The 23,090-nt window shown below is 46.8% G+C and carries 15 protein-coding genes; 8 read left to right on the top strand and 7 right to left on the bottom strand.

The window, feature by feature from the left end:
* Positions 1 to 117: 117 nt before the first annotated feature.
* On the top strand, positions 118 to 1,461 hold the full coding sequence (locus ACMA1I_RS15790) for a TolC family protein (protein WP_337069373.1): 1,344 nt from the start codon (positions 118 to 120) through the stop codon (positions 1,459 to 1,461).
* 139 nt (positions 1,462 to 1,600) lie between these two features.
* Here the strand turns inward: ACMA1I_RS15790 and ACMA1I_RS15785 are convergent, their stop codons facing one another.
* From ACMA1I_RS15785 to ACMA1I_RS15765, 5 genes are all read right to left on the bottom strand, one after another.
* Positions 1,601 to 2,338 carry a DUF4184 family protein gene (locus tag ACMA1I_RS15785; RefSeq protein ID WP_337069372.1) on the bottom strand — a complete coding sequence of 246 codons (738 nt, stop codon included), beginning with the start codon at positions 2,336 to 2,338 and terminating at the stop codon, positions 1,601 to 1,603.
* 115 nt (positions 2,339 to 2,453) lie between these two features.
* A complete protein-coding gene (locus tag ACMA1I_RS15780) occupies positions 2,454 to 3,197 on the bottom strand; it encodes a DUF4184 family protein (protein WP_337069371.1) in 744 nt (247 codons plus the stop codon).
* Between the two features lie 400 nt (positions 3,198 to 3,597).
* Positions 3,598 to 4,554: a multidrug resistance efflux transporter family protein gene (locus ACMA1I_RS15775; RefSeq protein WP_337069370.1), complete on the bottom strand. Its 957-nt coding sequence runs from the start codon at positions 4,552 to 4,554 to the stop codon at positions 3,598 to 3,600.
* 45 nt (positions 4,555 to 4,599) lie between these two features.
* The gene (locus ACMA1I_RS15770; protein ID WP_337069369.1) at positions 4,600 to 5,487 is read right to left on the bottom strand and encodes a helix-turn-helix transcriptional regulator; all 888 of its coding nucleotides are present in this window, start codon (positions 5,485 to 5,487) and stop codon (positions 4,600 to 4,602) included.
* Positions 5,488 to 5,752: 265 nt separating this feature from the next.
* Positions 5,753 to 6,223: a hypothetical protein gene (locus ACMA1I_RS15765; protein WP_337069368.1), complete on the bottom strand. Its 471-nt coding sequence runs from the start codon at positions 6,221 to 6,223 to the stop codon at positions 5,753 to 5,755.
* 464 nt (positions 6,224 to 6,687) lie between these two features.
* Between ACMA1I_RS15765 and ACMA1I_RS15760 the strand changes: the two genes are divergently transcribed.
* The 7 genes from ACMA1I_RS15760 (at position 6,688) to ACMA1I_RS15730 (ending at position 21,124) form a co-directional block, all read left to right on the top strand.
* Positions 6,688 to 8,265: an MGH1-like glycoside hydrolase domain-containing protein gene (locus ACMA1I_RS15760; RefSeq protein ID WP_337069367.1), complete on the top strand. Its 1,578-nt coding sequence runs from the start codon at positions 6,688 to 6,690 to the stop codon at positions 8,263 to 8,265.
* A 48-nt stretch (positions 8,266 to 8,313) separates the two neighbouring features.
* Positions 8,314 to 9,933, top strand: coding sequence for a glycoside hydrolase family 28 protein (locus tag ACMA1I_RS15755; protein ID WP_337069366.1), 1,620 nt, complete (start codon positions 8,314 to 8,316; stop codon positions 9,931 to 9,933).
* A 70-nt stretch (positions 9,934 to 10,003) separates the two neighbouring features.
* Positions 10,004 to 11,617, top strand: coding sequence for a DUF5060 domain-containing protein (locus ACMA1I_RS15750; protein WP_414703928.1), 1,614 nt, complete (start codon positions 10,004 to 10,006; stop codon positions 11,615 to 11,617).
* A 257-nt stretch (positions 11,618 to 11,874) separates the two neighbouring features.
* Entirely contained in the window at positions 11,875 to 12,084 is a 210-nt protein-coding gene (locus ACMA1I_RS15745; protein ID WP_337069364.1) for a hypothetical protein, read from the top strand.
* A 156-nt stretch (positions 12,085 to 12,240) separates the two neighbouring features.
* Complete coding sequence (locus tag ACMA1I_RS15740) at positions 12,241 to 15,084, top strand: glycosyl hydrolase family 95 catalytic domain-containing protein (protein ID WP_337069363.1); 2,844 nt, start codon at positions 12,241 to 12,243, stop codon at positions 15,082 to 15,084.
* Positions 15,085 to 15,337: 253 nt separating this feature from the next.
* A complete protein-coding gene (locus ACMA1I_RS15735) occupies positions 15,338 to 18,880 on the top strand; it encodes a malectin domain-containing carbohydrate-binding protein (RefSeq protein WP_337069362.1) in 3,543 nt (1,180 codons plus the stop codon).
* Between the two features lie 1,020 nt (positions 18,881 to 19,900).
* Positions 19,901 to 21,124 (top strand): alpha/beta hydrolase family protein, encoded by a 1,224-nt coding sequence (locus tag ACMA1I_RS15730; protein WP_337069361.1) that lies wholly within the window; start codon positions 19,901 to 19,903, stop codon positions 21,122 to 21,124.
* A 201-nt stretch (positions 21,125 to 21,325) separates the two neighbouring features.
* On the opposite strand, the gene ACMA1I_RS15725 is transcribed toward ACMA1I_RS15730, so the two are convergent.
* Together ACMA1I_RS15725 and ACMA1I_RS15720 are read right to left on the bottom strand one after the other, a co-directional pair.
* Positions 21,326 to 22,135 (bottom strand): hypothetical protein, encoded by an 810-nt coding sequence (locus ACMA1I_RS15725; protein ID WP_337069360.1) that lies wholly within the window; start codon positions 22,133 to 22,135, stop codon positions 21,326 to 21,328.
* Between the two features lie 92 nt (positions 22,136 to 22,227).
* Positions 22,228 to 22,950, bottom strand: coding sequence for a hypothetical protein (locus ACMA1I_RS15720; protein ID WP_337069359.1), 723 nt, complete (start codon positions 22,948 to 22,950; stop codon positions 22,228 to 22,230).
* Positions 22,951 to 23,090: the final 140 nt, after the last annotated feature.

The raw sequence follows: 23,090 nt of genomic DNA, 5'->3' as shown, positions 1-23,090 counted from the left end.
GCCAGCACTACTTGGTTTCAGTGCCATCAGCATAAACCAGACTCAGCATTTTGCTCCTTTGGCCATTATAGTTAGTTTAGGAAATTGTTTATACTTCTGTTAGAGAAAAGAGATTTAATGTCACTGCTAAAATCTACTGCGCTGCTGCTTTTCGGGATAGCGCTCCATTTACCAGGCTCCGCCCAGGCGCAGGATAAATTAACATTAGAGCAAGCCATTCAGTTTGGCCTTCAGCACAACTACGACATCCGGATTGTTACGAAAGAGCAGAAAATCAATGAAAATAATGTGACGCTCGGGAATGCAGGTTTTCTGCCTTCGGTAGATGCACGTTATACCCGCGATTTCGCCAAAAACGACATCCGCAACCAATTCGAAAATAATGAACCCCGTATTGTTGATAACTCTACCACACGAGGCTCTAATGGAAGCGTGCTCCTGAGCTGGACACTCTTTGACGGAGGCCGCATGTTCATTAACCACAACCGACTGCAGGCACTCGAGCGATCTGGCGCTTTTTTTAACAAAGCAACCATAGAGACTGCCGTTGCCGATATTATTACGGCTTACCACGATGTAGTGCGAAATGCTCGAAAAATTAACTCTATTGAAGATGCCATCGCTATTTCGGAGCAGCGCGTGAACATTACGCAAGAGCAGTTTAATGTGGGTGTAAGTGCTAAAGTCGAAATCTTAAGAGCGCAGGTAGATTACAATGCCGACCGGGCAGAATTACTCCGGCAACTGGAACTGCTTCAGAATTCGAAAATAAATCTGAACCAGTTGCTGGGCCGCGACCCGAACATTGATTTTCTGGTAGATAATATTATTGAAGTAACCAACGATCTTAAGCTGGCAACGGTTAATGAGCAATTACTTTCTAGCAACCCGCTTCTGCAGCGCCTGCGCTTAAACCGCGACATAGCTTTGTACGATCTGCGTTCTACCCGTGCCCTGCGACTGCCAGAGGTCGGGTTAGCCGCCAGTTATGGCCGCAACCGATCTTTGCAGGACCCTGTGATTTTTGGTAACACGGTTGGTACCAACGAGAGCACCCGACAAGGCTTTAACTATGGCCTTACCATCAGCATGCCCATTTTTAACGGCTTAGAAATTAACCGGCAGGTGCAGAACTCGCGCATTGCAGTAGAAGCCAATACTCTGGCACTGCAGAGAGAACAAAACGCATTGCAGTCAGACATGTCGCGGGCATATACGCGTTACCAGAACCGGCTGCAGCTACTGGAGCTGGAAGAGTCGAACCTGATACTGGCAAAGCAAAACGCCGAAATAGCTATGGAGCGCTACCGCCTGGGTCTGCTCACGGCCATAGAACTGCGGGAGGCTCAACGGAACCAACTCGTAGCCGAAACCCGCTTAATAGATATTCAGTTTGAAGCAAAAGTAGCCGAAACAGAATTGAAAAGAATTGGCAGCACATTGCTAAACGAAGTAAACTAGATTTACAGACTTTTTTACCTGTTGGCATCATTCCAATTCCTGTAATGAAAAAGGCCTTCCAGAATGTTTTTAGGATCTGGAAGGCCTTTTTCATTACTGGAATTGCTCAGGCACTTTAAGGTACAACCAATATACATCCTTACCGGAGCAAGGTGGCAGGCTTCCGGATCAGTGGCGTCAGCACCAGGCTTATCATAAAGGCGAGCACCACTGTAAAAGCAATTTCAAGCCTACGGCCGGGCTCATACACCAGCACGCGTACCACCACCAGTAATAAGGTTACAGCCAGTAGCAACAACCAGTACGGCCATATGCCACTGCATTTAACAGGAGCCTCACCTGCCGGCAACTTAAGCAGCGCATACATTACCACCAGCATCCCAAAAAACGAGCTAAGCAACTGCAGCAACTGGTACAACGAGATAGAAAGCCCGACTACTCCGAACCGCTTATCCTGAAACGGGAAAAGAATGTCTTCCAAATAACCGTCCTCATGGGTAAAGGCATCCCAGAAGAGGTGCAATAAAGCACCCACCAGAATAGAGGAAATAACAACTAAATAATTATTCCTGAAAAAAGAAATCCAGTGGAGCTGCTTAAACGGGTAGAGCCTTTTCCGCAAAAAGTTCGGAAGGTTATCGAGGAGAGTATCGCGAACGACTAAATGGTACAGAAAGCAGAGCACCAGCGAAACAGGTAAGCTAAAAAGAAAAACTCCGGCAAGGCTATGGCTAAAGGTATTGGAAAGCCGCATGGTCAGAAACTTTTCGAAGTCTGGTGCCATACTGCCTACGATCAGGCCTGTTAAAGAAGTCCACTTTTTAAAAACACGATGAACTGGCACTATAAGAGCAGGGTGCGAAAGAGTAAAAGGCATGACTTAGCATTTTGCAGCAGAAATATAATCAAGAAGTGTTTAAATATAATTTTAAAACATTCTTTTAAAGCTTCGCCGCAAACATGTAACTGGTACTCCTTTACAAGCCAAAGCTTTACGGTCGCCGGAACGCAAAAGCTTTTTTACCTGGTATTAGCAGAGGAGCCAAGATGAGACCAACCAAAAAAGCAGCAAGCACCGAGAAAATGAATTCCATGACGTGCGAAATTTCAATCCAGTACCGAATACCAAACACCACACTCGCGACCAGTACCACGATACCCCAGTAAAGCCAAGGCGAAAAGGCAGGAGCAGGCACCGCCGGGAATTTAGGTAACCGGTAAACCTCATACATGATATACAATAGCCCGCCTAAGGAACTGATAAGCTGCAGCAGCAGGTATACCGGCATCCACATAATACCAATGCGGTACTTAAATTTAAGCATTGGGACCATATCTGCCACAAAGCTGTGTTTGTGTGTAAAGGCATCCCAGAGAAGGTGCGAAAAAGCACCTATAAGCACAGAGACTACAATGGTCTTATAGTGCTTGTTGAAATGCGCCACCCAGTCGAAACTTTTAAACTGATAGAACCGGCTGCGCAAGATATGGGGTAAACTATCGATAAGGGCATTGCGAACCACCAGGTGAAACAGCAGCGCAAGGAGAATAGAAACTGGCAGACTAAACCAGAACACTCCTACAATGGTATGGCTATAGGTATTGCCTGGCCCCATTTTCAGGAGCTTCTCAAAATCTGGCGCCATGCTGCCAATTACCAATCCGGTTAGAGAGACCCGGCTACCTAGCCGCTGAAGCGGCAAAACAATAGCAGGATGAGAAAATGTAAATGGCATTCGCGAACTAATTAGGAACCCTGTTTACAATGCAACAATAGCTCTGAAATTGGAAGATTAGAAAACTGACAATGAAATGCGCTCAATTCCCATTCCATCTTTCCCTTCGCCATTTTCACAATCTACAATCTGCTTTCCCACAGGAACTGAACCAGGCTTACTATACCCGTTTAAGTCTGCAAAGTTACTGTTTTCAGAATGACCTGTGTGTTATTTTTACAAGAAAGCTTGTCTGTAATAAACATAGCTGGCAAAAATTTAGCGCCAATTGTCTTTCTCAGAAAAACCATTGGCGCCAATAAATAACTTTGTTCCAGAAGCAGGTTCCATGACTGCTTAAACCTACAGCCATTAACTCAGTGGAGGAAGCCTTACAATTTGTTCCAACTCAAACCATTCCTTACCTCACCGCCAGCATTTTTCTGCGGGCCGGAATGCTATATAAAATCAAGCCTCCTATAATCAGCATCATGCCGAGGTTGCCTATCCAGTTTGGCCAGGCTATACCAAGCAGCAGCACCTCTCCGACCACCGTTACCAAAATCTCCAGCGCCTGGGTAGCTTCTACGGCTGCCATGGCAGCGCCATTTGAGCGGGCCATGTGCATGGCTTTAAAAAAGAAGATGCAGCCCAACACACCGGAACTTACCGAAATAATGGATACCGCCAGCAGCTGCTGCTCTGAGGGCCAGCCGACTTCACTATAACCAAACGTCATTAAGAGCAGGTTAAACGGCAGACTACCTATGGCGGTTCCGGCTACACGTTGCATGGCATTCAGCTTTAGCTGCTTCACCTCCAGGTGCAGCATCAGTTTACGGTTGGCCAGTGGCCACAGAAAGGCAGCTGTCAGTACCAGTCCAATGCAGCACAGCAACTGCTCTGTTGTGTAGCTTCCTTCTTTCTGGCTCCATTGCATCAGGGCAATGCCGGCCAGAATCAATGCTGATAAAAGGAGTGCGCGCATTGGAATGCGGGCGCGGTCGTCGCTGTAAATAAAAGGGGCGATTAAGATACCCGCCACAATAGTAAACTGAAACACTCCTGCCACCAACCAACCTGGCCCAAACAGAGCACCAAACGTTAACAGAAAATAGTTAAGCCCGAAGGCAATGCTCCCCCAGCCTATCCAGACCCAGACATGATTACGCATGGTTTGCAGCAGCGGCCACAGTTGCCCCTGCCACTGCAACATTACCCCCAGGAACAGCACAAGCAGCGAAGTCCGGAGCCCAGTAGTCCAGGCCCAGTGGCCGCCACTGCTGGCCAGAAAGCTATTCAGGATATAAGTAGAGCTAAAAAAAACTCCAGCCAGTGCGCCGGTTGCTACAGCTTTAGTTTGTTGCGTTGTTTGCATTGCCACCAATAAAAATCTTTTGGCAAAGGTACAGCAGCAGCAGCATCAGGTAGCAGGATTTTCAGCAGCAAGCGTGGTACTTTCGGAACCACCCAACCGAAATTGCATAGGCGTGGTGTTGGTCAGGCGTTTAAAGAAACGCACAAAATAAGAGGCATCCTCAAATCCAAGCTCAAACGCTATCTCTTTAACGGAGAGGCTGCTGAAGTATAGCAAGCGTTTACTTTCGAGCAGTAGCCGGTCGTGCTGCATATCGGCTACGGTGGTTTGCAGGTACTCCCGGCAAAGGCTGTTGAGGTGCTTGGGCGTAATGGCAAGCGCTGTTGCATAAAAGGTAATAGGCTGGTGCTCCCGGAAGTGCTTTTCAACCAGGTGGCTCAGCTGAAACAACCGCTCGCTGTGCCGGGGCGGCGTGAGTTGCTTAATAATATCTACGCTTTCGAGCAGCAGGTAGCGTAGCAGAATAAACAGGTACCGGGACAAGATGGCCCGATCGGGAGATGGTTTTTGCAGCTCCAGTTGCATTAGGTGCGCCAGTTGCTCCACGGTATGCAACAGCTGCGGAGGCAAGTCGAGGTAGGGGTGCTGGTACAAAGAGCCGAACAGCACCAGCACATCGTGGGCGTTGGTACCGGTTGTTTGCAGAAACTCCTCCGAAAACGACACCAATATACCCTGCTCCTGCCGCGACTGCCGTTGGTGTGCCTGCCCCGGCCTCACAAAAAAGAGCCGCCCCGCCTGCAGCGAATATCTTCTAAAGTCGATGAGGTTATCGCCACCCTTGGTTTCCTGCACCAGCATGAGCATATAGGCATCGTGGCTATGCGGCACCTCCGATAGCTCACTGCTATACTCCCCCAGCGATAGCACACTGAGCGGCTGGTGGTTCAGCAGATCCTGGTTAGGCAGTTTGTCCTGTTTTCGTTCTTTCATCTGGTGCCACAGATGCTGCAAAAGGCACCTGCCGGTCTGCCACAAATGAAGTAAATTCTCTTCTGATTTTGTGTTTAGCTATTCAGAATTATTTTAGGACAGGTTGCGAACTCTGAAGAAGTTCAGTCTTTGCCCCAGGCACCCAGGCTCGTAAAAGCTAAGATTAGCTCCGGAAGGTCATTTTTATTAGCATAATTTAAGGTTACTTGCAGTTGCGAAATTCAATCCTGTTTACTAAAGGGCAATTTGATTGTGACGGAAAAAGCTATTGGCAAGGTGTTTCGGTTAAAACAATATAGTTACCGAACTTAAGCTTGCTGCGATTTCTAAACACCATTTTACCACTTCGCTCTTCTACTTCACCAAAGCCTTCTACCAGCGTATTTCCTTTTCTAAGAAAAGCCACTTCTCTTACTGAACGCACACCTTCCGAATCGAAAGTATAATCAGCAAAAAGGGTATCGCCGTGCATTTCTCCTGTAATAGTGCCCTTGTTCTTGTCTTTTTCATAGAGGTTGTATTGCAGTGTTCCTTCAACCGCTTTAGTATCTGCCTGCGTAAGTTGCAGCCGAATTGTGTCGTTTTTTTGCACATACACATAGCATTTCTCCGTTAGCTCCTGCTGTGTAAGCGGATCCGGATTATTGGGTGTGGAAGAGGTAGCAGAATCGGTGTTGCCCTGGCAGGCCCCTAAACCGACAAAGCAAATGAAAAGAAAGGTTGTGTTCTTCATCATACTTAGCTTACTCTAAGTAGTGGCATAAAGTTAAAACACCTGTTACGGAGCACCTGAATTATTCTAATAAAAATGGGCTTCCGGAGCTATTTTGTTTAAAAATAAGCTCCGGAAGGTCTAGGGTTTATTACCATACTATGCTTATCTGACCGATGTACTTGCAGAAAAATTATACTTTATATAGCTGATGTGCTTTTCACTTTAACAGGTAAACTTTCTTATTTTTTAACAAACAGTGCTTTTACTACCTGAAGAGCATTTCAGGAACGCTTTTTGCTTCCGTTTATATTTAAACATTTACTTCATAAGTAAATTATTATTTGTAAAGGCTTTATTTTAGTAGTAATTTAGCCTTACCAAAAAATAAAGAAAAATCAGTTTCTGAGGGCTCTTTTTTTTGCCTTATCAGGAACGATTGTTCGTTTGAAACTCAGCTTCTTATCAGCTTTTAACAATTTTAGTTCATGGTATACTTAGCTCAAAAGCTATTTCTAATGGTCGGTTTGCTTGCAATGGTAAAGAGCTGCTCCGACTCCGATGCGCTGCCACCTAACAACCGGGTGCTGCAAGGCGATAAACTGGACCAATACGTAACGTATTTCAACCAAATGGAGCCAGAGGAAGTTGTAAACTACGTTCCGAATGCACAGGCCGCCAGTTGGATGAAGCAGAATGTGCCGCTGTTTGAGTGCCCCGACTCCGTGCTCGAAAAAACTTATTACTTCCGCTGGTGGAGCTTCCGCAAGCACTTAAAAGAGACGCCTGATGGCTTTGTTTTCACAGAGTTTATTACACCCGTAAAACATGCCGGCAAACACAACACCATCAGCTGCGCCCTCTCCCACCACGTGTACGAAGGCCGCTGGCTGCACAACCAGGAGTATGTAAACCAGTACGTCGACTTCTGGTTCAACAAAGAATTAAACTACGATGGCAGCAAGTACTACAAGTTCAGCAGTTGGATCGGCGACGCCGCCTACAACCGTTACCTGGTAAACCAGGACTCTGCGCATCTGCTGGCCCTTTTCGACCACTTTGAAGAAGACTACAAGACCTGGGAGAAAAATAACGACTACGGCCAAAACCTGTTCTGGCAGTTCGACGTGCGCGATGGCATGGAAGAATCGGTGAGTGGCTCCCGCAAAGAAAAAAACGCCCGCCCTACTATTAGCAGCTACATGTTTGGCTATGCCAACGCTTTGGCCAACATAGCCACTATGGCCGGCAAACCAGAAGTAGCGGCACAGTATCGCCAGAAAGCGGCCACCATTAAAGCATCGGTGCAAGACCTGCTTTGGGACAAAGAAGAAGACTTCTTTAAAACACGACATGAAGATGGAAAACTGAACGGCGCCCGCGAAGCTATTGGCTACATTCCCTGGTACTTTAATTTACCAGACGACTCTCCGGTTTATGCCAAGGCCTGGGAGCAGATTCGTGACTCAGCTGGTTTTGCCGCTCCCTGGGGTTTAACCACGGCCGAACGCCGCGAACCTACCTTCCGCACCAGAGGCTCCGGCCACGGCTGTGAATGGGATGGCGCTCTCTGGCCTTTTGCCACTACCCAAACGCTGAAGGGCCTAGCTAACCTGCTCAACGACTACTCTAACCACACCATGACCAAGCAGGACTATTATGATGCCCTGCACACCTATGCCAAGTCGCATCAGAAAAACGGTAAGCCCTACCTGGGTGAGTACCAGGACGAGAAAACCGGCTATTGGCTCAAAGGCGACAACCCGCGCAGCAGCTACTATAACCACTCCGGCTACACCGACCTTATTATAAACGACCTGGTGGGGCTGAAACCGCAACCTGACAACAGCATAGAGGTGCAGCCACTTATCCCGGAAGGCCAATGGGACTGGTTCTGCCTCGACAATGTACTGTACCACAACCAGATCGTAACTATTTTATGGGATAAAACCGGCGAAAAGTACGGCAAAGGTAAAGGCTTCAGAATTTTTGCAGATGGTAAGGAGATACATCATTCTAAAGACCTAAAGCAGACCGTGGCCAAACTACCTGCCAAAAAAGGCTAAGCACGAACATAAACAGTATCTACACATACATTACCAACCAACAGTATAATGAACACGAGACGGTACAGCACCCTCCCCCGCTTCTTCTTTTCGCTCTTTTGTATTGTCATGCTTTCGGCAGTTATGGCAAAAGCTGAGAAAAGCCCCTACTACAGCGTGCTGAAGTATGGTGCCAAAAACGACGGCAGCAAATTAGCAACCGAAGCCATAAGAAAAGCCATTGATGCCGCCTCAAAAGCAGGTGGCGGCACCGTTTTTTTCCCGGCAGGAGAATACCTCACCGGCCCGATTCACCTGAAAAGCAATATAACTCTTTATATAGATGCGGGTGCCCTGATCAAGTTCAGCGATAATTTTGATGATTACCTTCCTATGGTACAATCGCGTTGGGAAGGAATAGACGTAGTGAATTTCTCGCCGCTTATTTACGCCTACGAGCAGGAGAACATTACCATTAAGGGCGGCGGCACCATAGATGGACAGGGTAAAAAATGGTGGGACTTCCACCACAAGCTCTACGACAAAAGCATGCCACGCACCAAATGGCAGCTTGAATTCGACAAAAACAACAAAGATGTGCTGATGCCAGATATTCCGGGCATGGTGGCGCGTGGTTTCCTGCGCCCTCCGTTTATCCAGCCTATGTTCTGTAAAAATGTGCGCATCGAAGGCATCACCATCATCAACTCACCTTTCTGGACCGTTAACCCGGAGTTCTGTGAGAATGTGACGGTAACAGGAGTAACCATCAACAACCCTGATTCGCCAAACACCGACGGTATTAACCCATCTTCCTGCCGCTACGTGCACATCTCCGACTGCCACATCAGCGTGGGCGACGACTGCATCACTATTAAATCTGGTAAAGACAGAGCGGGCCGTAAAATGGCGACTCCAGCCGAGAACTATACCATTACCAACTGCACCATGCTCAGAGGACATGGCGGCGTGGTAATAGGTAGCGAAATGTCAGGCGATGTGAAGAAGATTACCATCTCGAACTGCGTGTTCGATGGCACCGACCGTGGCATCCGGATTAAAACAGCCCGTGGTCGCGGTGGTGTTGTAGAAGAAATCCGTGTCGACAACATTATCATGAAGGATATTAAGGATCAGGCTATTGTACTGAGCATGCAATATGCTAAATCAGAGCTCGAACCAATTACTGAAAGAACTCCGATATTCCGCAATATCCACATCAGCGATATTACAGTAGACGATGCCAATGAAGCAATCCTGATTGACGGACTGGAAGAAATGCCTGTTGAAAACATCACTTTCAACAACATTAACATGAACTCAAAAACAGGCGCCACCATCAGGAATGCCAAAAACATTGAATTCCATAATGTAACGATCAATACAGAATCTGGTCCGGCCATTAAAGCACAGGATGTACAGATGATGGAATTTGGCGGCGTAAAAACACACACGCCACACGCTAACACACCTGTTGTAGAATTAAACAACGTAGACGATGCTTTTATTTTCAACGCCAACCCACGCCCGGGCACCGATGTGTACCTGCAACTGAAAGGCAGCAAAACCAAAGGCATTATCCTGAATGGCAACAACTTCAGACATGCCAAAACACCTGTAGCCAAAGATCAGGAAGTAGCTGAAACGCCTGCTATGGAAATTAAGCCACAGGCAGCAGCAAAAAAATAGTAGCTTTTTAACACCAACTAAATTGCCTAGAGCCCCTATGATGCGTCAAAAAGCTTATATTCTCTCATTGATGATAATGTTTATCCTGGCCAGCCCTGTGGTTGCCCAGGATAAACCTGTTCAGGGGCAGCAGGTAGAACGGTGGGATATTTTTGAGCTGACGCTGCAAGGCCCTTCGGCCGGAAATCCGTTTACAGAAGTACCACTTACAGCTACTTTTAAGCAAGGCGACAAAACATTTACCCCGGATGGCTTTTACGATGGCAACGGAACCTACAAAGTGCGTTTTATGCCTAGCACAGAAGGCACCTGGACATATGAAACCCGAAGCCGCCATGAGGCCCTGAACGGCAAAAAAGGTTCTTTTGTATGTACGCCAGCCGCAACCGGTAACCATGGTCCGGTACGCGTGCGCGACCAGTACCACTTTGCCTACGAAGACGGTACTCCCTACTTCCCCTTCGGCACCACTATTTACGAATGGCCTTACAACCCCAAAGAGCGGCAGGATCAGACTATTGAAACTCTGAAAAATTCGCCCTTTAACAAGGCGCGTTTTCTGGCTATTCCGCCTTATAAACCAAAATATGTGGAAGGGTCGCTCAAGCTGACACAGTTTCCGTTTGAAGGCACCAGCAAAGACAACTGGGATTTCTCCCGCTTCAACACCGACTACTTTAAGCACCTGGAGCTGTGTGTAGAGCGGTTACGAGCATTAGGTATAGAGGCCGACTTTATTTTGCTGCGCCCTTACGATGGCAACTGGGGCTTCGACAAGATGGACATGGAGACGAACGAGCGCTTTATCCGCTATGTGATCGCCCGCTTCGGGGCCTACCGCAACATCTGGTGGAGCCTGGCCAACGAAAACAGCTTTATGCGTCACCTCTCGCAGGAAGACTGGGACACACTATTTAAAGTAGTGGAGAAGCATGACCCGTACCAGCACCTGCGCTCCATCCATAACGCCGACAAACTTTACGACTACTCTAAGCCATGGGTCACGCATGTGAGCCTGCAGTATTATAATGCCGTAAAGGCTTTTGGTGTATCGCCGCTCCTCCGCGACATTTACCGCAAGCCCATTGTGCACGACGAAATTAACTACGAAGGCAACGTAAGCCGGCGCTGGGGGCAACTAACCGGCGAAGAGATGGTGGACCGGTTTTGGATTGCCTACGTGGGCGGCGCGTACGCTACCCACGGCGAGGCTACCGAAGAAGGCTGGATTTCGAATGGCGGCACCCTCACCGGCAGCAGTCCTAAACGAATTGCTTTTCTGAAACAGGTGGTGGAACAGGGACCAGCAGAAGGCCTGAACCCGCTGGACCAGTACTATCTGATGAACGCCGCCGGCAAGTACGGTGAATACTACCTCTACTACTTCGGCAAAGACACCCCCAAAAACTGGACATTTGAACTGCCAGACGATGCCTTAAAACCCGGCATGAAGTTTAAGGTAGATATTATTGATGCCTGGAACATGACGGTTACACCGCTAAAGCAGGTGTTTGAAGTAGAAGAAGTAAACCGCTACAAGTTTAAAGATAAGAAAAACACGAAAATCAAACTTCCCAACAAACCGTACATCGCGCTCCGAATTCAGAGAGTTGATGCCGAAAAGTTGAACAATACAAAAGAAACCATAAAACGAAACGAGCTGACGGATGAAGTAGAACCGTAGGGCTGCGCTGCGCTAAATTAAAAATTAAAAATTAGAAATTATGGATGGTAGACTCCTGACACTACAGTCTAATATAAAATCATACTGATATAACCCTTGACCATAAAAAGCTAAATAGGCTTCCTGAAGGGCATTTTCATTAGAATAATTTGATTGTTGGTTGTTAGTTGCGATTGTTTAATGGTTAAATGGCTTGATTGTTAAACGAACCTAGATTGCTTTTGCTGATTATGTGAATTAGTAGCAGCAGATACAAAATGATTATCATAGGCTATCGAAACTGTACCAGTCTTTGGCTTAAGCCGCCTCGTGAGATCCGGTGCCGCCCTGGCGGCAGCCTGAGCGGGAGCGAAGGCAGGAGGGAACGCAGCGGCGATGGCCAAAGACGAGGCCCCACGGCCGTGAGCGCTCAGCGCCCCGGCAATGAAACTAAAAAGCATAAGGGCATCGGGTCAAGCTCTGACTAAGAGCGCCGGAGCCAATGCTTAGAAACAAGCAGTATACAGAAGAAACAATAATAGCAGAAGAACAGCAGGCCTGAGAAGCTCACGCTATTAACCATATTTATTAACAGTGACATCTGAATACAGATGTCCCACTGATCTTACTTTAACCCAAACCGCATGAAAGCCAAAAGCTTTGTAGTACTTACTTTTTTACTCCTTACGTTGTTTGCCTTCAACTTAAAACAGGAAGGAACGCAGGATCTAACCCTATGGTACAACACACCTTCTAAAGAGTGGACAGAAGCCTTGCCTCTTGGCAATGGCCGCCTGGCTGCCATGGTATATGGCGGTGTAGAAAAAGACCGTATCCAGTTTAACGAAGAAACCCTCTGGACTGGTGAGCCACGCGAATACGCCCGCCAGGGAGCTGCCAAATACCTTCCCGAATTAAGAAGATTATTAGCCGAAGGCAAACAGAAAGAAGCCGAGAAGCTAGCGCAGGAACATTTCATGAGCCTGAAAAGCAATGAAGATGGCGATCAGGGAGCGTGGGTAGAAAAAGTAAAAGCACTTCAGAAGCAACCTGACTCACCGGCACAACCCAAATTCAACGACAGCCAGTGGAAAGAAATGACACTCCCGACCGAACAAGGCTGGGAAAGCACTAATATAGCAGGCATGGAAGGCATGGACGGAGCCGTTTGGTTCAGAACTACATTTGAGCTTCCTAAAAAATGGAAAGGCAAAGACCTGAAACTGGAACTTGGCCGCATCCGCGACGAAGACTTTACGTTTGTGAATGGCGAACTGGTAGGCACAACTACTGGCATCGGTAACCACAGGCGTTATATTATACCGGCTAAACTCCTGAAGAAAGGGAAAAACCAGATTGCCGTACAGGTACTCAATTACTTCGACAAGGGCGGCATAATCGGGCATAAGTTTGGCAACATTCCACTGTCGGTATACCCTGAAGGCGACCCTGAACCTGAGAAGAACCTGATTCCGCTCAACACCAAACCCTGGAAATACTGGATTCAGGACGACATGCCTCCAGCCGTGCCGGCTTTTCAGGCATCTTATCAGGCTTTTGGCGATTTGTGGCTTGATTTTAAAGGACACGAAAATGCCAGCAATTACAGACGTGAGCTTGATATTAAGCAGGCTATTTCCCGCACAACATACACCGCCAACGGTGTAGAGTTTACACGAGAGTATATTGCCAGTGCCCCTAGCCAGGTAGTGGCGGTGCACCTGAAAGCCAGTAAGCCAAGGCAGATCACCTTCGAAACGTCACTAAGCAGCCCGCACAAAAAGTCTTCTACCCGCAAAATAGATGACCAAACCCTGGGTCTGAGCCTGCAGGTAAAAAGCGGCGCCTTGCGCGGCGAAAGCTTTCTGAACGCCAAAACCAAAGGCGGAAAAATAACTGTTACAGAAGATAAAATAACCATTACAGGAGCCGACGAAGCCACCCTCTACCTTACCGCAGGTACTAATTTTGTACGCTTCGACGATGTGTCAGGCAATCCGGAAGAAGTATGCCGACAGGCTTTAAGAACAGTGCAAAATGCCACTTACGAGCAGGTAAAAGCTGAGCATGTAAAAGAATATCAGGGCTATTTTAACACTCTGGCCTTTCATACGCCTCGTACGGCCAATGCCAATCTGCCTACAAACGAACGTATTGCAAAATTCTCAACTGCCTCTGACCCTTCTATGGTGCCTTTGTACCTGCAGTATGGCCGCTACCTGCTCATCTCCAGCTCACGCCCCGGCACACATCCGGCCAACATACAAGGCATCTGGAACGATATGCTGGTGCCACCCTGGGGAAGCAAGTACACTACCAACATCAACGTAGAAATGATTTACTGGCCTGCTGAGCCGCTTAACCTCTCGCCCATGCACGAGCCCCTGTTCGACATGGTGGATGAGCTGGCTGAAAGAGGCAAGGTTACAGCCAAAGCCCACTACAACGCCCCCGGCTGGGTGATGCACCACAACACCGACCTCTGGCGCGGCACTGCTCCCATCAACTCTTCTAACCACGGTGTGTGGGTTGGCGGAGGCGCCTGGCTGAGCCACCACCTCTGGGACCGCTATGAGTATACACAAGACAAAGAGTTTTTGAAAGAACGCGCCTACCCTGTAATGAAAGGTGCTGCCGAGTTCTTTGTAGACTTTCTGGTAGAAGACCCTAAAACCGGTTGGCTGATCAGTACGCCCTCCAACTCTCCTGAAAACGGAGGATTGGTAGCCGGCCCTACCATGGATCATCAGTTAGTTCGCAGCCTTTTCCAGAAAACAATAGCAGCCAGCGAAGCACTCGGTACCGATGCAGCCTTCCGGAACAAATTGAAAGAAATGTGGCCGAAGATTGCTCCCAACCAGATTGGCAAGCACGGACAGCTGCAGGAGTGGCTACAAGACATTGATGACCCGAACAACAAGCACCGCCACGTATCGCACCTGTGGGGCATGCACCCGGGCAACGACATTACCTGGCAAAAGAACCCGGATATGATGAAGGCGGCGAAACAGTCGCTGCTAATGCGTGGCGATGAGGGCACTGGTTGGAGCCTTGCCTGGAAACTGAACTTCTGGGGACGTTTTCTGGATGGTGACCATGCTTATAAAATGCTGAACATGCTCATCCATCCGGCAGCAGAGGGAGGTGGCTCCTACCCTAACCTGTTCGATGCTCACCCACCTTTCCAGATAGACGGAAACATGGGCGGGGCTGTAGGTATTGCCGAAATGCTGGTGCAGAGCCACGATGGCGCCATCGATATTCTGCCTGCTTTGCCAAAAGCTTTACCAGAGGGAGAGATAAAAGGAATCAGGGCCAGAGGTGGCTATGAATTAAACCTGAAGTGGGCCAATGGCCAGCTGCAGAACCTGGAGGTAACATCCTTAGCCGGTAACAAATGTGTGGTAAGGTACGCCGGTAAATCGATCAACTTCGATACCCAAAAGGGAAAGACTTATCAATTTAATAAAGACTTGAAGAAAATATAACACCTCACAGCGTCTTCCAGACTTTTGAGTGTATGGGCCTCAGTCCGAAATTTGCTGAAGGCTTTGTTACATTTAAAACACTTGCCAGTGTTGGAGGCGCTGTGAGTTTGTGCGGTAGCTAGGGCAAAATTAATTACATTAAGTAGTCTCACTAATTTCATACATGAGAGTTTTACATTTTTCAGTAGCATCTAATAATTCATTAACAAAAAAGGTAAGAGCACAAATCTTGTTGGTGCTTTTGGCTTTCTGCATGGCTTTTACTGCCAAGGCACAATCAGAAGTTCGCCAGGATATTTCGCTCGACAAAGGCTGGCATTCTATTGCTGACGACAAAAACATAAATGCTTACCAGGGTTTTGAACAGCCAACTTTCGCCACAAAAAACTGGAAAAAAGTAGATGTGCCGCACAACTGGGATGGCTACGAAGGCTACCGCCGCATGCGCCACGGCAACAGGCACGGCTATGCCTGGTATCGAAAAACATTTCAGGTGGAGCCTCAGAAAAAAGGGCAGCGCTATTTCCTGTATTTTGAAGGCGTTGGCTCTTACGCCACCGTTTGGCTAAACGGAAAGCAAGTCGGTTACCATGCAGGCGGCCGCACCACCTTTACTTTAGATGTTACAGATGCCATTCTTCTAGATAAAAAGGATAACCTCCTGGCTGTTCGAGCCGACCATCCGGCCGAGATAAAGGATCTGCCCTGGGTATGCGGCGGCTGCTCCGATGAGCGGGGATTTTCTGAAGGTTCGCAGCCTATGGGCATTTTCCGCCCGGTGCACCTGATCGTAACCGACCCCGTACGCATCGAGCCATTTGGTGTGCATATCTGGAACGACTCCACCATATCTGAAAAATCTGCACAACTCAACATCAATACAGAGGTTAAAAACTACGGCAGCAAAAGCAAAACAGTAACAGTTATCAACCGACTTGTGGATAAGTCGGGTAAAACTGTGGCCGAATCTAAATCGAAGTCTAAAATCCAGGCGGGCAAAATGGCAATAATCAGCCAGAGGCCTCCAGTTATCCACAATCCGCACCTATGGTCGGTGGAAGACCCTTACTTATATACGCTGGTAACGGAGGTGGTAGAGAAAAACAAAACCATCGATCAGCTGACCACACCATACGGCATCAGGTGGATCAGCTGGCCTGTTGCTCGAAACGACAATGACAAGCGCTTTTTCCTGAATGGCAAACCTGTATTTCTGAATGGGGTAGCCGAATACGAACATTTAATTGGCCAGAGCCACGCATTTAGTGCCGAGCAGATAAAGTCGCGGGTCATGCAAATGAAAGCTGCTGGCTTTAACTCGTTCCGAGATGCACACCAACCGCACAACCTGCGTTACCAGCAACACTGGGACGAGTTAGGCATATTGCTCTGGACCCAGATATCGGCGCACGTATGGTACGACACGCCGGAGTTTAAAGAGAATTTCAAGAAGCTGCTCGTTGACTGGGTACGCGAACGGCGCAACAGTCCATCGGTGGTGATGTGGGGGCTGCAGAACGAAAGCAAGCTTTCGGAAGAGTTCTCCCGAGAATGCACTGAACTGATTCGGCAGCTCGACCCGGCCGGGTGGACGCAACGCCGCGTAGTAACAACCTGCAACGGCGGCAGCGGCACCGATTGGGATGTACCTCAGAACTGGACTGGGACCTATGGCGGCAACCCCTCGCTTTACCACGAAGATATGCAGCGACAGATCCTGATCGGCGAGTATGGAGCTTGGCGCACACTCGACCTCCATACCGAAGGAGAGTTTGACCAAAATGGCATTGTAAGCGAAGATCGCATGACCCAACTCATGGAAATGAAAGTGCGGCTGGCGGAATCGGTGCGCGACAACACCTCCGGCCACTATTTCTGGCTCTTCACCTCACACGACAATCCTGGCCGTGTACAGGGCGGCGAAGGCCTTCGGGAACTGGATCGTATCGGGCCAGTAAACTACAAAGGAACACTTACGCCGTGGGAAGAGCCGTTGGATGTTTACTACATGTTCCGCTCCAACTACGCACCCAAAGAAACCGAACCGATGGTGTACATTGCCTCTCACACCTGGCCCGACCGCTGGACAAAACCCGGCAAAAAGGATGGCATTGTAGTCTATTCTAACTGCGATGAAGTGGAGTTATTTAACGATGTTAATGCCCGCTCGCTGGGTAGAAAAAAACGTCCGGAAGGCAAAGGTGTCCATTTTACCTGGAACGGTGTCGACATTAATTACAACGTGCTCTATGCAGTGGGTTATGTAAACGGTAAGGAAGTAGCTAAAGATTACATCGTGCTGAACCACCTGCCACAGGCACCTAACTTCAACACGTTTCTGAAAGATGCGAAGCCTCTTACGGCAGCTGCGGCCAACCAAAACTACCTGTACCGCGTGAACTGTGGTGGCCCGGCTTATACCGATGCCAATGGCAACACCTGGTCGGCCGATGTACATAAAACCACGGCTAACACTTGGGGTTCCGTATCCTGGACTGATGATTTCACGGATTTACCTCCTTTCTTTGCCAGCCAACGCCGCACGCACGACCCAATAAACGGAACAACAGAGTGGCCACTTTTCCAGCAGTTCCGCTATGGCCTCGACAAGCTTCGCTACGAGTTTCCGGTGCCGGATGGCGAGTACCAGGTAGAGCTTTATTTCACAGAGCCGTGGTTAGGAACAGGTGGCGGCCTAGACTGCACCGGCTGGCGCTTATTCGATGTAGCCATAAACGACCAGACCGTAATCGAGAACCTCGACATCTGGAAAGAAGCAGGACACGACGGTGCTTTGAAGAAAACAGTAAAGGCAACCGTAACAGGTGGGCAACTGGTTATTTCGTTTCCGCGAGTAGCTTCTGGCCAGGCGCTGATTTCAGGTATTGCTATTTCTTCTGCCAATTCTGGTCTTAAGGCCGCTGCCCCCTCTCCTGCTTTGATTCAAAACCTAAAAGTAACGGACAAAGCCGCTGCAAAAAACTGGTCTGCACATACCTGGCTGGACACTGGCGCCAAGCAATATACCGATTCAGAAACCGCTTTTATAGCCTTGCCTTCTGACTGGTATGGAGCCGAGTGGTTGCAGGTGCCCGCATCTGCAAAAGCAGCGGCAGGAGCCAACATAGCGCAGTTCGTAGTAAGTGCAGAGGCTGATGTATTTGTAGGCATTGATGCACGCGTAACACAAAAGCCAGCCTGGCTGAAAGATTACGAAGACACTAAGAGCTTTATTCAGAACACAAAGGAAGAGGGCAACCGTTTCCAGGTTTATAAGAAACGTTTCCCGGCTGGAGCTACTGTTACCTTAGGCAGCAATGGCAGCTTACCCAAAGGAACCGCGGCCATGTATGCCGTAGCTGTAACCAAAGCCGCTAACATAGATCCCGCTTACGACCTCAAAACCACCACCCGCTACAACGCCAAACCTGGAGAAACAGCTGGCCCAACACAGATAGTGGACGAGGTAAACAAAAAAGCAACTGTTACCTTTAAAAAAGCAGATGCCACTAACGTGGTAGAATTCGATTTTGAAGTTGGTGTGGCAGATATTTATGCCTTGGAAGTACGCTACCATAACCCGCACCAACGCGAGTTTAAAGGTAAAATGCAGTTATTGGCAATAGATGGCACTCTAATGAAAGAGGAAACTATTGAGTTTACGCCTACACGCCCCACCAAGTGGAATTACATTAACAGCACCACTGGCAGTATGATAAATGCAGGATACTATAGAATCCGTATTACCTCGTCTGAGGCTGAAGATGTAAGTTTCTATGATTTGGCGGTGCAGTAGGTTGTTATAGTTTTGGATGCTGGGTAAATCGCTTCAGGATGTTTGTCGGATTAAAATTATTTTTGACTGTTTCAGGTCATCAATAATTAAAGCTTAAAAAATATTAAGGGCCATTTGTATTGTGCTACTTTCATTGAAGAATGGGTTCCATCTGGCTTAGCGATAGCTCGACCCGATGCCCTTCTGGTGATGCGTTTCACAGCTGGGGCTCTGAGCGCTCACGGCCGCGAGGCCTCGTCTTTGGCCATCGCCGCTGCACATCTTTCCTGCCCTTTCGGGCTGCCACTACTGTGGCACCGGAAACCTGTGAGGCGGCTCAAGCCAAAGACTGGGATTTGTTCGATAGCTAAGGCAGTGGCGGAAGGTACAATACTTGCTACACATTATTTAAAATTTACCAGTCTTGATCCCTGCGCCTAGATGTAATTAATTACACATAAGTAGCACATTGACTTCTTGCTTTGCTAAGTGCATATCATCAGATTATAAATTATTCTAATAGAACTAGCCTCCAGAAGGATTTTGACTAGAATTTTGCCAAGGGTTATCAAATATATGTAAGCTAACTAGTTGAATGAAGCGAATAACTAGTTTACATATGGCAGTTACAGAGTGAACACCTCTGCCAGGTGCACGGAATGAAAATAAACTGTCTGAGCGTTCAGCGAGTTTTTATTTTCTTGATTTTTTTGGTTCTTTTTGTATCAAGACAAAAAGAACAGGAAAGCAGGCAATGGAATAACTTACCTCTGCAAGTATGTAGAAAAGTAGCTATGCGAACTTAGACTTCCAAACCAGTAGCCTTTGCTAAAGGGACTTGCCCACAAGATTCTTCCAGAATGACAAAGTGGTAAGGGCTTAACTATAAATAGAGAATATTTAAAACCTCTTGGTACAATACACTTACAGTACCTGACCGCATTTAAACCATTAGCTACTTTTACCTATTTCTTCTTCGGAAGGCCATTTTAATTAGAATAATTGCGGTTGTAGCCGATAGAAAACATAAACAAAAAAGATATGCCTGTAACCTTTAAGATCAATTTTCTGGCATCTAAAAAGCTGCTGCTGGCACTGCTGCTGACTATTGCTGGTGCAGAAGCAGGTGCACAAGCCGTAGACACGACACTCCTGACACAGGGCCGCTACTTTACGGAGGCAGAGGGCAAGGCAGCCCTCGATAAATTTGCCAGCACCTACAGCGACCGGAAAAGCTGGGAGAAACGCGCAGCACGTATTCAAAAAGGAATAGTAGAAGGTGCGCGTCTGCACCAACTCCCGATGAACACGCCGCTGAACCCTATCATCCATAGCAAAAAAACGCACGATGGTTATACCGTGGAAAATGTGGCGTTCGAGAGTTTCCCCGGATTCTTTGTAACCGGCAATCTTTACCGGCCTACCCAGAAACTGGATTCGTATGCCGCTATTCTGTCGCCTCATGGCCATGGCAAGGACCCCAGGTTTAGTGCCTATGTGCAGGAACGCAGTGCCACCCTTGCCCGCATGGGAGCCATTGTGTTTGCCTACGACATGGTTGGCAATGGCGATGCGCAGCAAACTTCTCACAAGCACCCATTGGCGCTACAGCTGCAAACGCATAACAGCCAGCGCGCAGTAGACTTTCTGCTCTCGCTACCACAGGTCGATAAAAACCGGATTGGGGTAACCGGTGAGTCTGGAGGAGGAACCCAAACCTTTGTTCTGACGGCCATCGATAAACGCATTGCAGTATCGGTGCCGGTGGTCATGGTGTCGGCGTTTCATTTTGGCGGCTGCGTGTGCGAGAGTGGCATGCCTATTCATAAAAGTAAAGACCACCAGACAAGCAACGTAGAAATTGCCGCACTGGCAGCTCCACGCCCCATGCTCCTGATCTCCGACGGAAAAGACTGGACCAAAAACACACCGGAGGTAGAATACCCGTACATTAAAAATGTGTACAGCCTCTACAACAAAGCCGAAAACGTAGAAAACCACCACCTGCCTACCGAGGGCCACGACTATGGCCCCAACAAACGAAAAGCAGCCTACTTTTTTCTAGCCAAACAACTGAACCTGGCCCTGGAGAACATTATAAACGATGAAGGGGAGATAGACGAAAGTTTCGTAAAAATTGCTCAGCCAGAAGATCTGCAGGTGTTTAATGCACAACATCCCAGACCTGCACACGCTGTTATGGGCGACGAAGCCGTAACAAAACTGGTGGCCTCCTACGCCAAAGGGAAAAAGCGGAAGAAGTAGAACATGCATGTCAGGAAGAGGCATTTCAGTTCTTTCTTCTTCAGGATATTATGGACTTAAAAACTCCTTAAACAGCTTATTCCAAGTCGGAAGTTTTTCTTGTATAGTCTTAGTATTCTATACCTTTATTGCAGCTCAACGCTTAGTAAAGGCAATGGACCATGCGAAGCCGAGCATAAAGCCTATACCTTGTTAAGGAGTTTAGTTTTGCTTTTTAGAAGTATAGAGTTCTTTACCTTCTGGCACTTTTCTTACTGTATCATAGTAATCAAACAGCTCTCTCACAATACTAATAACACATTCTATTGAATTCTCTATTATCCAAAGAGTTACTTCGTTTATACTAGCATTTGAATTCACATCCTGTTTAAACTCCTTGAAGTACTTTTTTAAAGATGAGGGTGCAGATATTATAATAATGTATTTGCTTTCTTTAGGAAAGTATTTTAAACCATCTGAAACAAAATCATCATTGTAATGAATTAATTCAGCTCTATATTCTCCTAACTTAAATACCCATTTTTTATCTAGTTCAATTAAGAGTTTGGCTAATTGTGTTTCACTGAAACTATTTGTTCCACGAGCTGTTTTTACAAGCTGTGTCCACAGCAGTTTCTTCTTTTGCTTGTTACTCTCAATGATATACTTAATCAAGCAGCTGGTATAATCGAATAAGGAAAGCGTATTGAAAATAATGCTATCAAACAGAAAGTCTTGTTTTATAGCAATCTGCGGTGTAACCAAAGGGGATATTGTTTTACTAGAGATAATTTCTTCACCGCTCACATTTATTGAAGCAAGAAGATCATAATGAAAGAATATACTCTCTAACCTTAGGGTAATACTATTTCTAAGTTCAATAAAATCTTCATTAGCATAGGTCCCTGAAATTTTATTAGCGTATTCAAACACCAGTTTTACCAATAAATTCTGTACAGACCTTCTCTTTTCGTCGAGCCGTAAGACTGTATTAGTATGATCGGAATATTTACCTTTATCGAACTTATACATATTATTTTCTATGCTCCTTAACGTTTAGTATATGCAAAGCCCGCAGCATCGCAAGGGTTTTGTATATGCCTTGTTATAGCCAGTTGTTCTTTTCATTTCACCCAATATAATTCTAAAAATTCATGTGCAGTCTTAGGTATTTTTTGCCTGTCTGCTTTACTTTGCCCGCTTACTGATTGCAATTTTTCTTTAAGGTCAATATAAATTGGATGCTTAATGCTTGAAAGTAAAAGTCCTCCTTTTTTGAGTTCTTCTGTAATTTCCTGTTTTAGATTTTCCTTGTCGGTCTGCAAATCGTCTATGTAGTCAAACCCACATTTGATAATTGGGTTTGATTTTAGTTTTTCAAGTTGTTTGTCAAGAAATGGGAGTCCATATTTTTTAAAATCTCCGAAAATTTCTTCAACGGCTTTTGTTGTTGTTTCTACTTTTCCATTGTGAAAATAGTAAGCATCTTGAATATTCAAGGCACCTGAATTATGTTTCAACCCTTTCAAGTCCTTGTGTGGATTTAAAAGTCCTATGTTGAATTGGTTTGAAAAAATGTATGCAGGATTTAATCTTGAAGCTATTGAGCAAGCAAAGTTTTTGTCTTTAAGCGTAAAAATTACGTGAAACAATTCATAAACACTTAACCTATTTTGCTGTCTAAGTCTTTGAAAAGTGTAGCAACCATTTTTATACTTTAAAAACTCAAAGTCTGGCAAACCTTCATTGGCTTCCTGAATTAGAATTTTTTTAATCTCTCCCTTTTTCAGTTCAGGTGATTTGTCCTGCGTGCTTGTCAATTCCTTTATTTTGTCAAACCATTTCACTGTTATCCTATTAATTGGTGGCCGTGCTACAATTGGCTATAACTAGCAGCTAAACGTAATACCTCCCCCAAAAATACGCTTATCTGCATTATGTGCGTAAATGTCTTATCTCTTATTTCCTAAGATAAAAAGTAATCGCT

The sequence above is a fragment of the Pontibacter sp. 13R65 genome, from assembly GCF_047525655.1.
Taxonomy (GTDB): domain Bacteria; phylum Bacteroidota; class Bacteroidia; order Cytophagales; family Hymenobacteraceae; genus Pontibacter.
Note: the sequence above shows the minus strand (reverse complement) of the source record. Positions and strands in the feature narration are given on the sequence as shown.